At 45.3% G+C, this 14,683-nt stretch carries 10 protein-coding genes; 9 read left to right on the forward strand and 1 reads right to left on the reverse strand.

Annotated features, from left to right (window positions below):
• The first annotated feature begins 111 nt into the window (after positions 1-111).
• The 9 genes from AB4371_RS19035 (at position 112) to AB4371_RS19075 (ending at position 12,382) form a co-directional block, all read left to right on the forward strand.
• A complete protein-coding gene (locus AB4371_RS19035; RefSeq protein ID WP_372150482.1) occupies positions 112-1,305 on the forward strand; it encodes a multidrug effflux MFS transporter in 1,194 nt (397 codons plus the stop codon).
• A gap of 478 nt (positions 1,306-1,783) precedes the next feature.
• Complete coding sequence (locus tag AB4371_RS19040) at positions 1,784-2,596, forward strand: crotonase/enoyl-CoA hydratase family protein (RefSeq protein ID WP_017061730.1); 813 nt, start codon at positions 1,784-1,786, stop codon at positions 2,594-2,596.
• 93 nt (positions 2,597-2,689) lie between these two features.
• Positions 2,690-3,859 carry an OmpP1/FadL family transporter gene (locus AB4371_RS19045; protein WP_372150483.1) on the forward strand — a complete coding sequence of 390 codons (1,170 nt, stop codon included), beginning with the start codon at positions 2,690-2,692 and terminating at the stop codon, positions 3,857-3,859.
• Positions 3,859-4,548: a hypothetical protein gene (locus AB4371_RS19050; RefSeq protein WP_017061732.1), complete on the forward strand. Its 690-nt coding sequence runs from the start codon at positions 3,859-3,861 to the stop codon at positions 4,546-4,548. Before AB4371_RS19045 ends, AB4371_RS19050 begins: the two co-directional genes overlap by 1 nt.
• A gap of 287 nt (positions 4,549-4,835) precedes the next feature.
• Positions 4,836-5,948 carry an NADH:flavin oxidoreductase gene (locus AB4371_RS19055; protein WP_136982818.1) on the forward strand — a complete coding sequence of 371 codons (1,113 nt, stop codon included), beginning with the start codon at positions 4,836-4,838 and terminating at the stop codon, positions 5,946-5,948.
• A gap of 418 nt (positions 5,949-6,366) precedes the next feature.
• Positions 6,367-7,002: a CatB-related O-acetyltransferase gene (locus tag AB4371_RS19060; RefSeq protein ID WP_108111230.1), complete on the forward strand. Its 636-nt coding sequence runs from the start codon at positions 6,367-6,369 to the stop codon at positions 7,000-7,002.
• Positions 7,003-7,180: 178 nt separating this feature from the next.
• Entirely contained in the window at positions 7,181-8,827 is a 1,647-nt protein-coding gene (locus AB4371_RS19065; protein ID WP_372150484.1) for an ABC transporter transmembrane domain-containing protein, read from the forward strand.
• Positions 8,824-11,076: an ABC transporter transmembrane domain-containing protein gene (locus tag AB4371_RS19070; RefSeq protein WP_372150485.1), complete on the forward strand. Its 2,253-nt coding sequence runs from the start codon at positions 8,824-8,826 to the stop codon at positions 11,074-11,076. The genes AB4371_RS19065 and AB4371_RS19070 overlap by 4 nt, the downstream gene beginning before the upstream one ends.
• Positions 11,069-12,382: an HlyD family type I secretion periplasmic adaptor subunit gene (locus AB4371_RS19075; protein ID WP_017061737.1), complete on the forward strand. Its 1,314-nt coding sequence runs from the start codon at positions 11,069-11,071 to the stop codon at positions 12,380-12,382. Before AB4371_RS19070 ends, AB4371_RS19075 begins: the two co-directional genes overlap by 8 nt.
• Before the next feature lie 76 nt (positions 12,383-12,458).
• Here the strand turns inward: AB4371_RS19075 and AB4371_RS19080 are convergent.
• On the reverse strand, positions 12,459-14,683 hold a 2,225-nt coding region (locus tag AB4371_RS19080), incomplete at its 5' end, for a VCBS domain-containing protein (protein WP_372150486.1).

Here is a 14,683-nt window from a genome sequence, read left to right on the forward strand (position 1 = left end):
ATCCCGTCGGAGCATTATGAACAACTCACCAGCAGCATTTTCGCTATTTTCTCAGTTTTTATGTTGTGAGTTAGATACGCACGATTTTTATTCAAATGGACGTATTAAACGATGAGTCGTGGATTTGATTTTAAATCGATCTTACTTGCGTGTTTGGTCATCAGTATCGGCCAGCTCAGTATGGGCTTGGTGTTTCCTTCTTTGCCTTGGATCGCCAAAGACTTTGATGTCTCGCTAGAGCAAGCTCAGCTTTTGGTGAGTGTGTATTTATTGGGCTTTGGTCCTTCCCAGTTTATTTATGGCCCTATTTCCGATGCTTTGGGACGCAAGAAGGTACTGCTAAGCGGTTTGTTGATTGCCATGCTTGGGTTATTGATGATCATCTTCTTCAGCCATTCGTTTACTAGCATGGTGATGGGGCGATTCCTGCAAGGCTTAGGAACCGGTTGTTGCGCGGTACTTGCTCGCGCTTCTACGCGAGACAGATTCAGTGGGGCAGACTTGCCTTTGGCGATGTCTTACATTGCTATGGTTGCGTCTATAACACCTTTGATCGCGCCCGTTATCGGTGGATTCATTAACTTCCATTTTGGCTGGAGCATGGTGTTTATCTCGCTACTTGGCTATGTCTCATTAGCTTGGGTGGTGTTAGCGTTCAAATTTAAGGAATCCGTCACTCAGGTTTCGGCGATCCCTTCGCCTAAGAGAATGGTTTCTCAATATAAAGAGTTACTCACTTCTCGTTATTTTATGAGCTTTGCGAGTATCGGTTGGCTTAACTTTAGCTTGATGATCACCACTGTGTCGGTGATGCCATTTATCATGCAGAACCAGATTGGTATGACGTCAGATGAATACGCAATGTGGGCGGTGATTCCAGCATTAGGCATGCTTGGCGGAACAGGCTTATGTAACCGTATTCGCCCTATGCTGGGTAACAAGAAAACTCTGTTATGCACACCTGTATTGCACGTTGCTGCGGCCTTGTGGCTGTTCTTCTGTCCACTCGAACCTTTGTATCTCATGCTTGGCCAGTTCTTGATGATCCTTGGTAATGGTATTGCGTTACCTTGTGCTCAGGCGTTAGTGATGTTGCCTTATAAGAAGAACGCTGGCGCGGCGGCTGCGATGTCTGGTGGCGGGCAGATGGTGGTGTCTTCAATGGTGAGTATGGGCCTGGTTCAGTTAGGGTTAGGGGAAGCGTGGCATTTATCGCTCGTTATCATGCTGTTCACATTGATTACCCTGTTTAACATTTTGCGTGGTTTCAGTAGCCAAGAAGCGAGAGAGTCTCAGCTCAGTTAGTTGCTTAGGTAATTAGCTAGCTGCCTGGCTAGTAGGAACGAGAAGGCCATTGAAATGATGAATTTCAATGGCCTTTTTAATGTTCAGCGCTTTGGTTTAAGTTACCAGAATATATGCTATTTTCTGACTGCTTAGGGCAAGTGGTAGTGTTCCGAGCGCAGCTTGCGGCAGGGACGTTAGTTTCCATTATTGCTGGCAGCTACTTTATCTTCTTGCTACTGAAATCTCGAAGAACATAGGTTTTGCTCATGACCGAAAGCCATTGCTAATCAAAGCTACTGGCAATCAAAGCCATTGGCGATAAAAGCTACGGATGAAAAGCAGTGAATGGAGCGATCCATCACTGCTTTTTTGTTGATGTCGTTTGTGTAAAGGGAAAGACGTTAAGCAACACAGGTCTCGCTTCTTAATGTGCAAGTTTGGCATATGTTAATAAAATGTATAACCTAAAGGTCTGACCACTGATAAGGTAGCCACCATGCCAAACCTCGATCGTATTACTTGTTCTATCGATAAAAACCAAATTGCGACGGTTGTGTTGAATCGACCCGATAAGCTCAATGCTATTGATATGGCAATGTTTCAAGGCGTGAATAACATGGTGACTCAGCTGAAAAAGAACACCGAGATTCGTGCCGTAATAGTAAAAGGTGAGGGTTCTGATTTTTGTTCAGGGCTTGATGTTAAGTCCCTATTAACCAGTAAATCTGGGGCGATGAAGCTCTTGTTTAAATGGCTACCGACATTGCCTAACGCTGCACAACGCTTTTCATTGGGTTGGCGAGATATTCCATGCCCTGTCATTTTTGCGATTCATGGTCGTTGTTGGGGAGGCGGCCTGCAATTGGTCAGTGGGGGTGATTTTAGAATTGCTAGCCCGGATGCGAACTTCTCTATATTGGAAGCAAAGTGGGGTCTGATTCCAGACATGGGAGGCGCTATCGCTTTTAGAGAGCTGATGCGTAAAGATCACACCCTTGAAATGGCGATGACGGCCAAAGTGATCGACTGTGAAACCGCTAAAGAATATGGGTTGGTGACCAAGATTGCCGAAGATCCTTACGCTGAAGCCTATGCGTTGGCACTTGAGTGTGCGAATCGGTCGCCAGATGTCGTCGCTGCTAACAAGAAGCTCTACAACAAGACTTGGTGGTCAAGCCCGGGCATGGCTGTATTCTGCGAAACTTGGTATCAGATAAAGGTTGGGTTAGGTAAGAACAGGGCGATTGCTGCTCAACGTGAAATTCATCGAGACAAACCACGCCCTTACGTCGCCAGAAAGTTTAAATAGCGCTTGTACAGGAATAATGGATATTCCCTTTGTTTATTGAGCTTTGCGGTAACCTTAGAGCAATTTAATGTCTAAGGCTAAATGAGCGCTCTGATGAACAAAACTTTTACTTACTCTCTAGCTGCCACTGCAATTTTTACGAGCTTAAATGCATTCGCAAGTGGCCTGTTTTTGCAAGAAGCTGTCGTTGCCAACGCTGGTACTACTGGCGCTGGTGATGGTGTTTACACTCGATCTGCAGCGGCGATGTGGACAAACCCTGCCACTATGTCTCACATGGGCGAAAGCAAAACGACCATCAACACCATGGCATTCGATCTTGAAATGAAGTATCAAGATAACGGTGGTAATCCAGATGGTAAAGCTCATTCCGTAATGCCGTCATTTGGTGTCTTCCACGCGCATCAAGTCACTGACAAATTACACCTTGGTATTGCACTTGGTGCCGTTGGTGGCTCTAGCGTTGATTACGGTAACGAATGGGCAGGTCATCTTTTACTTCAAGATATTACGCTTACTGCGATGCAAGTGAATCCATCACTGAGTTACCAACTGAATGACCAGTGGTCGGTTGGGGCGGGTGTACAATTAAGTTGGGCTGCATTACAGCAATCATCCTCTCTTTTTACAGCTAAGCAAGACACTGATTGGGCTTATGGCTATAACCTTGGCGTAATGTACACACCGACAGACAAGCTTAAATTGGGTGCTAGTTATCGTTCTAAACTCGAACATGAATTTAACAATGATGTGAATGTATTTACTGGCGGCCAGCGTTCATTAAATACTGGTATAGATGTACCTGAAATTGTTGATGCCAGTTTGAGTTATGCATTTAATACTCAGCTTGATCTATTAGCTAGTGTGCAATTTCATCTTTGGAGTCAATGGGATAGCACTGTTTTAGATTTGGGTACAAACCAAAATGGTAACCTTCCAATTAATCAAACACTATTGCGCGATTGGGACGATGTATGGAAGTTTGCAGTTGGTGCAGATTACCAACTTAACTCAGACTGGCGTTTGAAAGCCGGTTTCTCTTACGAAACTTCTCCACAAGACGACCCGACAATGCAGTATGTTGATCTTCCCGTTGGTGAGCAGTATCGCTACTCAGTGGGTGCATCTACCTATTGGGATGATATCTTAATTGATGTGTTCTACGAATATGCTGACTTGGGTTCAGTAGATATGGACCGATTCATGGTTGACGGTTCATTCGATGGCCGTATCCACTTTGTTGGTGTTAGCGCGACCTTCTAATGACATTACGTAATCTACTAATCATTACTTTAGTGTCTTTATTTTCAACGGGTGCTTTTGCTGAAGAGAAGCACCCTGATGATCCGACTAAAATCGTAACCAAAGCTGGCGTTGCTTATAACGAAGATCTGCAGTTCTCTGGGTCTATTGGGCTTGATGAAGCGCGAATGATCAACGCTCGTGTTAATGCTGACGGTGAAGAGTGGCGAGTAGGCGGTTCATGGTTGTTGCCTATGGGGATCGTCAATTTCAACTTTAGCCGCTCTGAATACGACAACGATGCTTATAAGAACAACTACAGTATTGGTACGTTTATACCACTGAGTTATTTCGACATTGAGCCGTTCGGTTGGCAAATCTTCCCTATGGCTGGCTACAGTTATAATGATGGCGAAGTGGCGGTTTTCGATGATGATAACGTTGGCTCTGATTATGTATTGATGCCGAGTTCAACACATGGTGGCTACATTGGTGCCTTTGGTTTAAAAACGATTACGGATGAGTGGTCGATTATGGGCTTCGGTGGCGGTTCAATGGGGTCTGATGATTATTCAGGGTATTGGGCAGGCGTCGGTGCTAGCTACAAGTTGAGTGACGCTCAATCATTCAACTTCTTCACTATTTTTGCTGAGGACGATTTCGGTGAAAATAACAGTGTTGGCGCGTCTTACACCTATGAGTTCAAATAACTGTTAGCAGGCAGAAATTCGCAGGTGGACACCTCTCGTAAGAACCATTGACTTAGTCCAGATTAAATTGAACAAAGTCGCTTATTAAAACTTAGCGACTTTCTTTTGTTACCATTTCTCCAATCTTTTTTATCTCTTTTTGATGCTTTCTATATCTTTCTCACATGAGAGTGCCGCTCTCTTAATCTAGATTAAGTTTTCGCTGCCTTATTCTCTGTAGTATCCGCCTGAATCAGTGCCCATGCTTAATGGGTAACTTGCGTAACACGATTTTGAGAGGAAGACACTTGAGCACTTTGTTTACAGAAACCCACATTGGCAAGATGACACTAAAGAATCGCTTCATGAGAAGTGCAACGTGGGAAAATATGGCCACCGAAGATGGGCATATGACAGATAAACTGTACGCTATCTATGAAGAGTTGGCTCAAGGTGAAGTCGGCCTGATCGTGACGGGCTACGCGAACATTGTTGAAGAAGAAAAGCCGAATGCAGGCATGATGGGTATGTATAACGACTCATTCATTGAAGAGTATCAAAAGCTGACTCAACTGGTGCACGACAACGACTCTAAAATCGTGATGCAATTAGCTTATGGTGGCACCAAAACCACGCATGATCTTGGCGAACGAGTGATCTACGCACCAAGTGAGGTTCCAGAAAAAGGCACTCAAACACTAGGTAAAGCGATGACCACAGACGAGATCGACTACATTGTTGATGCGTTTGCTCAAGCGTCTTTGAGAGCACAAAAGTCAGGCTTTGATGGCGTTGAAATTCATGCCGCTCACACTTACCTGATTAACCAATTTCTAAGCCCTTATTACAACCAACGTGAAGATGAATACGGCGGTAGCTTAGAAAACCGCATGAGATTTTTGTTAGAGATCTATACCGCGACACGTAAGCTGGTGGGTGATGATTTCCCTATCTTGGTTAAGCTCACGGCATCCGAGTTTTTTGAAGGTGGCGTCACCTTTGAGGAAACACGTATTGTCTGTAAAAAGCTTGAACAAGTGGGTGTGGATGGCATTGTCGTGTCAGGCAATATTCATGGCAAAGCAGACACTATGATTGGCGAGTCGCACGATGGTTTTACCATTCAAGCTGAAGGCTACTTCCATGAGTATGGTCACGCGATTAGCCAAGACGTTAATATCCCAGTGATCACGGTTGGTGGTCTAACGGATTTTGATGCTATCGAAGCGATTGCAAACAACACGGGCATTGAGTACTTCGCGCTTTCAAGACCGCTGCTTTCTGAACCCCATTTAGTGAAGCGTTGGAAGGAAGGGGATAGAAGCCCTGTTGAATGCGAACGATGCTCTAAGTGTCGTACTAAGCGCGGTAACTTCTGCGTGGTGAATAAAGACAGAAAAGTACAGCTTGCACGCATGTAGTCGCTGAGCCCAGCTCCAAGCGAGCTCCGAAGTTTATAGCTGAGTCTAAGTTTGAGCCTGTGTAATCGCGCAGGCTCTTGTTCATTCCGTATTCCACGAAACGAAATTTGAAACCTTATTAATCACATCTTCCTGTCAAATTGGCGCGACTAAACAGTTACACTACGCCTGTAAATTATCCAACCAAGTTATCGATAAAAACTGAGCAAACTTTGAAACTACTTCCTCTTCTTAAGCAACCTCGAATCCACTGACGTCTCTTTAGTTTTAGCGACATTGCTATGATTTAAGCGTGATACTCACTATTAGTCCCAGTGAAACCTGTGTTTATAGGGCGTTAGTTTGTGCACCTTGGATTTGCATCGTCGAACATTTTGATAGTTAACGCATAAAACTAAATAGATCATTCAGAGGTAAAATGCAAAAGAAGCATTGGTCCAAATTCGAGTTGCTGCATGAAGTCGTAACCAACCCCAATATTCATGTAAAAGGTCTACACAGTTATTACAGCGATTGCTGGGATAATGGTTTTGAACAATCGGTAGTGCGTTATTTACACGGCGACGAAGTCAGCCGCCAGTGGGAGCCTCGATGGGAAATCGACGAACTCTATATCGGTGATTATGTCTGTATTGGTGCAGAGGTCGTGATTTTGATGGGTGGCAACCATACCCACAGAGTTGATTGGTTTTCGCTGTATCCATTTATGGATGTCATCGACGATGCCTACATTGGCAAAGGTGACACTCACATTGAAGATGGGGTGTGGTTAGGCATGAGAGCGATGGTGATGCCCGGTGTGACGATTGGCGAAGGCGCTGTGGTTGCAGCGAATAGTGTGGTGACTAAAGACGTCGCTCCATACAGCATTGTTGGTGGTTCTCCAGCTAAAGTCGTCAAATACCGCTTTGATGAGTCCGTAATTGACGAACTCATGTCATTCAAAATATACGAGTGGCCCTCAGATAAATTTGAAGCGCTGAAACCGTATTTATGTAACTCAGACTTTTCAAAGTTAAAGCAGGCGATAACGGATTACGACAATTGTTTGTAAGGAGCACTTGTAACGAGCGTTTGTAAGGAGCGTTTTTAAGGTACGGGTATAGCCACAGATTTGTGTAGAAAGATCTGTGTCATATTTATATTGAAAAACACGTTAAATCAGTCCGTTACCTTGCAATACTCAACATGGTGTACCAATCTTATTTCATAAGCATGGATAAGGATTGTGTATGCCCGCAAGTTCAATGAAAAACAAAGGGGTGGTGGGGAAAGTCTTACTGCCTTCTTTACTCATAAATCTTCTCTCTCTCGCCGTTCCGTTAACGGTTTTGCAAATTTACGATCGTATTTTACCTAACCAAAGTTACGGTACTGCCACTTTGTTGTTGGCGGGTGCAGCGTTGGCTGTTGCCATGGAAGCATTGATCCGGTTTGTGCGTACTTGGCTTTTGTCAGCCGCGGCCAGCAATACCGAGAAAGCGACCTATCAAACTTTGGTTGAAAGAGTAACAACGGCTTCATCAGGCCATCTCCGCCACATTGGTGTTGGCGGCGTGGAAGAGGGGCTTGGTTCTGTATCCAAAGTCAAAGATTGGTATTCCGGTGGTGTGATTGCAGGCTTTATTGATTTGCCTTTTGCCTTGATCTTCTTGGGCTTGGTGGCTTACATCGGCGGTGAGCTGGTGGCGATACCTTTGGCAGTTTGGCTGATTACTCTCGGAATCGTTTGGTTATCTTCTATTCGCGTTAAAAGCTTAAGTGAAGAAGCTTCCCAAGATGAGCAGGAGCGAAAAGCGTTCTTGATTTTACTGAGCCAAACCATTCAAGGAATCAAACGTCAGGCTGTTGAGTCTCGAATCTTCAATCAATTTAAATCCCTCAATAACGTTCGCTCTCAGTCTAAAGCGAGAGAAGAAGAACAGAACGCCTTTGCCCAAGAATGTATTCAGCTTGCCGCATTAGCCACGTCAGTTTTACTCGTAATTACGGGGAGCTTGTGGGTGTTGGATGGTCAGTTAACTACTGGTGGCTTGGCGGCATGTTCTATCTTATCTGGCAGAGCGGTTGCGCCTTTGAGTGCACTGGTTGGGGTTCGAATCAAGCTTAATTCAATACACAGTGCTAATCAGGCAATTGAAAAATTGAGTGACTTGTCACTATCTGAGTTTTCAGATTCTGAGCAACCTGAGATCCCTTTATCTGACTTTGAGACGTTGGAAATTAAGCAAGCGACCGTTGAAAGGTACGGTGAACTCTCTCATGCAGATGTCACACTGAATAAAGGTGAGTTGGTATTGTTAGAGAGTGAGGATCGCCACACCAACAGTCATTTATTGTCGTCGATTGCAGGTATTGATGATCTAAAAGCGGGTGAGTGCTTCATTAACGGAGCTGCAGTTTCAATCGCATCCGTAACCAATATTGCTGCCTACTGTGGCGTTAAAGGGCAGTTGGTGTCGGGTACTATTCTCGACAACTTGTGCGGGTTTGACCCTGAGAAAACGCAAAGCGCCAGTGACTATGCAAAGCGTTTGGGTTTAACCAAAGAGATTACTCGATTACCCGATGGACTAGAGACACAAATTGGCCATACGAGTGCTTCTTTGTTGAGTATGGGTAACGTGAAAATGCTCAATATCGCGGCTCAATTGGCAAGTGATAAACCCATAATCATGTTGGAAAGGCCGGATTCTTCACTTGATTTAGACGCCCTTGGGAATCTAGCTAAGGTGTTGGAAGAAGAAGTAACGGCAGGACGCACGATACTGATGGTGAGCTACCATTCGAAGCTTCGCGAATTTGCTAATCGAATCATTACAGTGGAAAGTCGAGCTATTACGGTCGACAGCGAGAGCAATCAGGAGGCCGTCGTATGAATCGTTTAGATATTGGTAACCCTTCAGGTACGAACAACCGTGCAGATACCAGCGGTCGACAAGAGGTGATGAATCATTTAGAAACCGAGAGCCTTTCCGTTCTTAAGCAGTTGGAAGTTAATGCTAATATCCAGTTGTTCGCACATCAATGGGTCGATGAAAATGGCATTGAATCAATCGACGATATGTTTGCCTTGTTCGACAGGCTTGCACTGCCTTATCGCTTGGTTGCCAACCTAGATGAAGTTGGTGAACATAAATTGGTCTTACTGGTACTTGGTGAACATGAGCTGGTCTCTGGTCATTTGGAATCCAAGCAATTTGTTGCCTTTAATGCCAATAACGACATCACCGATGTCCCTCAGTTTTGTATTGTTATCGAAGGGCCACCATTAGAGAAGGCCTCTCCTGATTGGGTTGGTGAAAGGTTACATGCGTTTCGCCCCATCATTCCTAAATTGTTATTGGTCAGCTTTATCACTAACTTATTTGCGCTTGCTGTTCCCTTCATCACGATGTCGATTTATGACCATGTGATTGGTGGTGATGCAGGGCATGAGTTGCAAGGTATCGCCATTGGCGCGGCGTTGTTGTTTGTGATGATGGGTTGGTTGAGAACATTACGTAGCCGAGTGTTTGCTTCAGTTTCCAACCGAGTAAGTCGTGAGATTTCTCAATCCCTCGTGCAGCGTCTGCTTCGTAATAGCTATGCTCAAAATCAGCAAACAGCTTCTTCTAGTCAGCAAAACCAAGTGATGTTGTCAGAGCGTATTTCAGGTGTGCTATCGGGGCCATTAGGAAATGCGTTATTTGACCTACCATTCATTCTAATTTTTGTACTAGCGATAGGAGTTTTAGGCGGATGGTTGGTACTGGTTCCAGTCGTCTCTTTAATCCTTTATTACTTGCTAGCAAAACGCTCGATACGCTCTAGCAGTAAGCGCTCAATGCAATCGACAGTGGCAGGTACGAATCGTCAAAACATGACCAATGAACTGTCATCCAAACTCGCCTTTATTCGCAGTGCTGGATTCTCAGAGCACTGGATTCAACGCTTCAAAAAGGCCAATCTTCTTGCTTCAACAGTGACCTTTAATCAATCGGTTCTCCAGAGTCGTTACACCTCGATTTACTATTTCATTGGTGTGGGGTCGACACTCGCCGTGATGGGGTTAGGTATAGGACTTATTTTTGAACAAGTGATGACCCCTGGTGGTTTGATTGCTTCAATGATGTTGATATCTAAGGTGACGGGTCCTGCTCAGGTGTTGGCAAACAGTGCGATGCGTTTTAATAGCTTTAATCAATCCAAGCTGCAAGTGAACCGTATTTTGTCTCAGCCGTCTGAGCGTGAATTCAGTTACCAGCATCACCCGTTACCCGTGGTAGCGCCTAACTTGAAATTAGACCAAGTGACGCTGCGCTATCCCAAACAGAGTCGCCCCGCTTTGAATGGTGTGAGTTTTGATATTGAAGCCGGTGAAGTTGTCGCGATTACCGGCCCTTCTGGGAGCGGTAAATCAACATTAATTGAAGTGCTGTCTGGCTTGCAGCCTATCCAAAATGGCATGGTCGAGCTTGAAGGCGTTAACCTCGTTCAATACGACCCGCAGCTTTATCGCCACTGGTGTTTCATTCGAGCCGCATATCCTGATTTGCTTACGCTGAGTATTCGAGAGTGGCTAAACGACGGTCACAAAGTCAAAGATCAGAAAATGATCTCTGCAATTGAAATGGTCGGCGGAAAGCGTTGGTTCGAGACATTATCAGGTGGACTCGATACTTCCATCAGCAGTATTCAGCCGGACAGCCTTTTTGACATGTTGTCTGGCAGCGTCGCGCAGATCCTAATTGATGCAAAAGCGCTGGTTTATGACTACCCAATGTTCTTAATGGATAATCCTGTGCCTGATGCTCACCCAAATGCTAAACGTATATTTGGTGAGTTTGTGCAGTCGAAAAAAGGAAAAGCAACGGTGATTTACACGTCCCACGATCCGGATTTAATCAAGCTTGCCGATAAAGTGGTGGTATTAAATGAAGGTGCATTGGTTTATGCCGGTCCATTAGAGCCGGAGCAGTCTTCGAAGCAGGAACAGCCTTCAGAGCCTCAAGCTTCTCAAGAACCGCAGTTATCTGAGCAACCGTTATCTCAAGAGCTACAGCCGTCAACTCAAGAGGCGTCTGCTCAACAAAATGCAGCCCAACAAGAACAATCAGAGTCTAAGCAAGGAGTCGCTAATGACTAAACAATCTATCGAGAAGGGCAAGCGCTACGGTGAGCTTGTTGAATCACAAAATACGGCTCGTACATTGGCGCTGGCCACATGGTCGGTTGCCTTATGTGTTATTGCTTTTGCCACTTGGTCTGTAGTCACTCAAGTTGATGAAATCGCCAAAGCCAAAGGTGCTGTGATTCCAGAAGGCGAGAAGCAAGTATTACAAAGTGCGATTGGCGGTAAGTTAAAGCAAATTCTCGTTAAAGAAGGGCAGTTGGTTGAGAAAGGCCAGCCGCTTGTTGAGTTTGATGCCACTTTCCAGCGTACCGCCCTTGAAGAGCTAAAGTCCCAACAAGTGACGCTTCTAGCCAGTGTGGAACGTATGAATGCGCTGCTTGAGCAACGTGAGCCTAACCTTGCTGAGTTTGAGGTCGATTACCCAGAGATCGTCAGCCAGCAAAAAGCGCAGCTGAACGCGCAAAAAGCCCTCTACTTCCAAAAGCGTGTGGTGCTTGAGAAAGAGAGCGAGCAAATTGCAGAGCAGCTTCGTAGCGTAGAAAAGGCCTTGCCGAGTTATGAGAAAGAGTTAAATGCGACTAAGCAAGAGTTGAACATACTGGAGAAGGGTTATAAAGCGGGTAACATTTCACGTTTACGTGTGCTTGAAATGCGACAAAAATTGGCCAGTATCGAACAGAAAATCGAAGAGGCTCGTGGTAAGAAGTCGGTATTGATTAGACAAGCTGACAGTAATGACCAAAAAATCATACAGCTTCTGGCGGAAGCGAAAGCTAAAGTGAGCGATGATCGTTCTAAAGCCGTATCTGACTTATCAGCATTGAATGCTAGAGTTCGTTCAAGCCAAGCTAAATTGACGAACACTATGTTAGTGTCACCGCTACAAGGCTTGGTGCAAAGCATACCAAGCACGCAGGATGGTGGTGTTATTCAGCCGGGTGGCACGGTAGTTGAAATTGTGCCTGTCGGAGGGAACGCTGACTTCAAAGCACGTTTGTCCCCAAGAGATATTGGTTTTGTGAGTGTTGGGCAGCCCACTCGAGTCAAGATTGATGCGTTTGATTACAGCCGCTTTGGGGCTTTAAAAGGGGCGGTAGAGAGTATTTCACCGACCACAAGTCAAAGCGAACGTGGCGAGATCTATTATGAAGTTGTAGTGTCGGTTGATACGCCTTACTTCCGTGATAACCCTGAAAGCTTTTCCATACTGCCGGGTATGACGGGTGAAGTAGACATCACAACTGGCGAGAAGTCGGTGTTCCAATACTTATGGAAACCGATTTATACCAATGTTAGCGTGGCGTTTGGAGAGAGGTAAAGTCCTCCACTCTGGCTTGCATAAAAAAGGAGCACATGCCGTGCTCCTTTTTTTATCTAACCGAAGGGGTGATGTTCTAGTTATTTGGGTCTATGTCAGGCAGTCCGTCAACGTCATTATGATGGTGTAAAGAATCATCAATAGATGGGTTATCGGTATGGTGAGACAGCCCATCACTCATACCATCGTCAGTTTGCTCAGCCCCATAAGCACTCTCGGCATCACTGAAAATGATATCGATATCATGCGCTACTGGTACATTGTGTGACGGTGAATCTATAGACGGCGAGTCAGCATTAATACCCAGAGCGTCTAGGTAAGCATGGGCACCAGAACGCTGTTCGTGTTCGCCTATCGCTGTATGTTCTAGGTTTGCCGTCACCTCATCAAAATTAAGAGTAACTTCATCAGGGGTGCTGAAAGAGGCATCCGGTTCATCCGCTTTGCTCATGCCGGGTGCTGGAGGAGGTGGTGGAGCGATTGGCGATAAATCCATGCCAGTTAGTGTGGTTTGGTCAATGTGATGTCCGCTGTTTCCATGGACGGATTGCGAGTGCAAATGTAGGTGCACCGCGACTTGTGAGTTTTGATTGCCTCCTAGGGTTAAAACAAACGAGTCGGTTTCGTCTGTACCACTACCGTAAGAGCCTCCTGTATGTGTCTTAACGACGCCTGATGAAGTTTGTTGGTAATCGTAACTCAACTCTCCGGTTGCAGGATTGACATGCAAAGTACCAAATTGACCGTGTAATGCAGTGAGAGAATGTCCGTGGTGATCTGATATTCCCCAGCCTGTCATCGGCGTAGGCGTTCCTTGGTGAATAATCGGAGGGAAACCGATTGAGGCATGTAAATCTTGATGTCCAGCACTACCCGATATTTGTGCTGGTGCAACCAAAGTCGGCATAGGGGGAATATCGCTGTGACCATTAATACTCATTTCGATCTCTTGTTGGGTGACACCTCCATGGCCATCATCCACTAATATTGAAAATTTATCCGTTAACTTATCACCATCATTTAATGCATTTACTTTGGCATTATTATTATTGAGGGTGTAAACCCAAGTTTGGCTATTGTTGTTATAACTGACAGAGCCATATTGTGGTGGATGCTGTGAGTCAATGCTTACAGCATGTTGATCGCTATGATCAACATCACTGATAATAATTTGCCCAGAGGTCGCATTTGCAGCATCTTCATCAATGTTATGTGCACCTGCGATAACTTCAGAAATTATTGGTTTATCATTAGTACCATGGACATAGAGGGTAATAACCTGCTTATCACCGCCAGCAGTCGTTACTTCATATTGAACCTGCTCGACTTGCCCTGCCGCTAAGTGTTGAATATTGGCATTGGGAACCGAATAAGCCCAATCACCGGCTTTTCCAATGGTCAGGTGACCGCCATAGGGATCACTGATCGCATGGGCATTACGAGTGTCGTAAAAATGATCTTCACCGGCATCAGGATCGATAACATTCAACACGCCAGTGACAAATATCGTATGTTGGGCATCACCTTGTATGTGGCGATCTTCTGTTATTTGACCGCTTTTATCTCCGGCGAAGATCGCAGCATCGCCAACTGCCGAGAGTGTTGTTGATGCACCGGTGTGGGTCACACCACCGTGGGCATCTTTGACGTCATAGCTAAAATGGACATCGCCGTTATAGTCTTTATCTGGGGTAAACGTGAAGGTGCCATCGGCATTTAATACAATAGCACCGTGGTCAGCCTGTAGGTTTTCAATGGATAATTTGCCAATATCGTTGTCGTCAACATCGCTAGAATTGGCCAGTAGCTGTGCAGGGGTGAGGACTATCTGGGTATCTTCTAAGCCATTCGCTAAACGTACTTCAGCTGATGCAACTGGGGCATCATTGGTGCCATGAACGGTCACTGTGATATCTTTTTTAGCACTGCCATCAATAGATTCAACGGTAAAGGTTTGCTGGAAGCTTTCCCCTGCGCCTAAATGTTGGACTTTATCATTGTCAATATCGTATGACCAATGGCCCTTTGCGTTGATATTGAACCGACCACCTTCGGCGGTGGTGATGGTTTGTGCAATAAAACCGGCTTGGTCGTGATCGGGGTCAATCACGTGTAACGTGCCGCCACTGCTGAGCTGATTGGTGGTATTGCCAAAGGAAGTGTGATCTTCGTAAACATGATTATTGAGGCTGGAGTAGGGCGTTACTTCAATTTTTGCTTGGTTATCTTCACCGGTCACCTTCACCATAATGGTGAGCTTTTGACCATCATTGGTTTCGATTTCGTAGGGGAGCTCCATCG

The organism is Vibrio sp. 10N.261.51.A3 (assembly GCF_041471965.1).
Classification (GTDB): Bacteria; Pseudomonadota; Gammaproteobacteria; order Enterobacterales; family Vibrionaceae; genus Vibrio; species Vibrio crassostreae_C.

Excerpts from the sequence above, each read along its gene's own strand:
- AB4371_RS19035 (WP_372150482.1), top strand. The coding sequence starts at position 112 with ATGAGTCGTGGATTTGATTTTAAATCGATCTTACTTGCGTGTTTGGTC.
- AB4371_RS19040 (WP_017061730.1), top strand. The coding sequence starts at position 1,784 with ATGCCAAACCTCGATCGTATTACTTGTTCTATCGATAAAAACCAAATT.
- AB4371_RS19045 (WP_372150483.1), top strand. The coding sequence starts at position 2,690 with ATGAACAAAACTTTTACTTACTCTCTAGCTGCCACTGCAATTTTTACG.
- AB4371_RS19050 (WP_017061732.1), top strand. The coding sequence starts at position 3,859 with ATGACATTACGTAATCTACTAATCATTACTTTAGTGTCTTTATTTTCA.
- AB4371_RS19060 (WP_108111230.1), top strand. The coding sequence starts at position 6,367 with ATGCAAAAGAAGCATTGGTCCAAATTCGAGTTGCTGCATGAAGTCGTA.
- AB4371_RS19065 (WP_372150484.1), top strand. The coding sequence starts at position 7,181 with ATGCCCGCAAGTTCAATGAAAAACAAAGGGGTGGTGGGGAAAGTCTTA.
- AB4371_RS19070 (WP_372150485.1), top strand. The coding sequence starts at position 8,824 with ATGAATCGTTTAGATATTGGTAACCCTTCAGGTACGAACAACCGTGCA.
- AB4371_RS19075 (WP_017061737.1), top strand. The coding sequence starts at position 11,069 with ATGACTAAACAATCTATCGAGAAGGGCAAGCGCTACGGTGAGCTTGTT.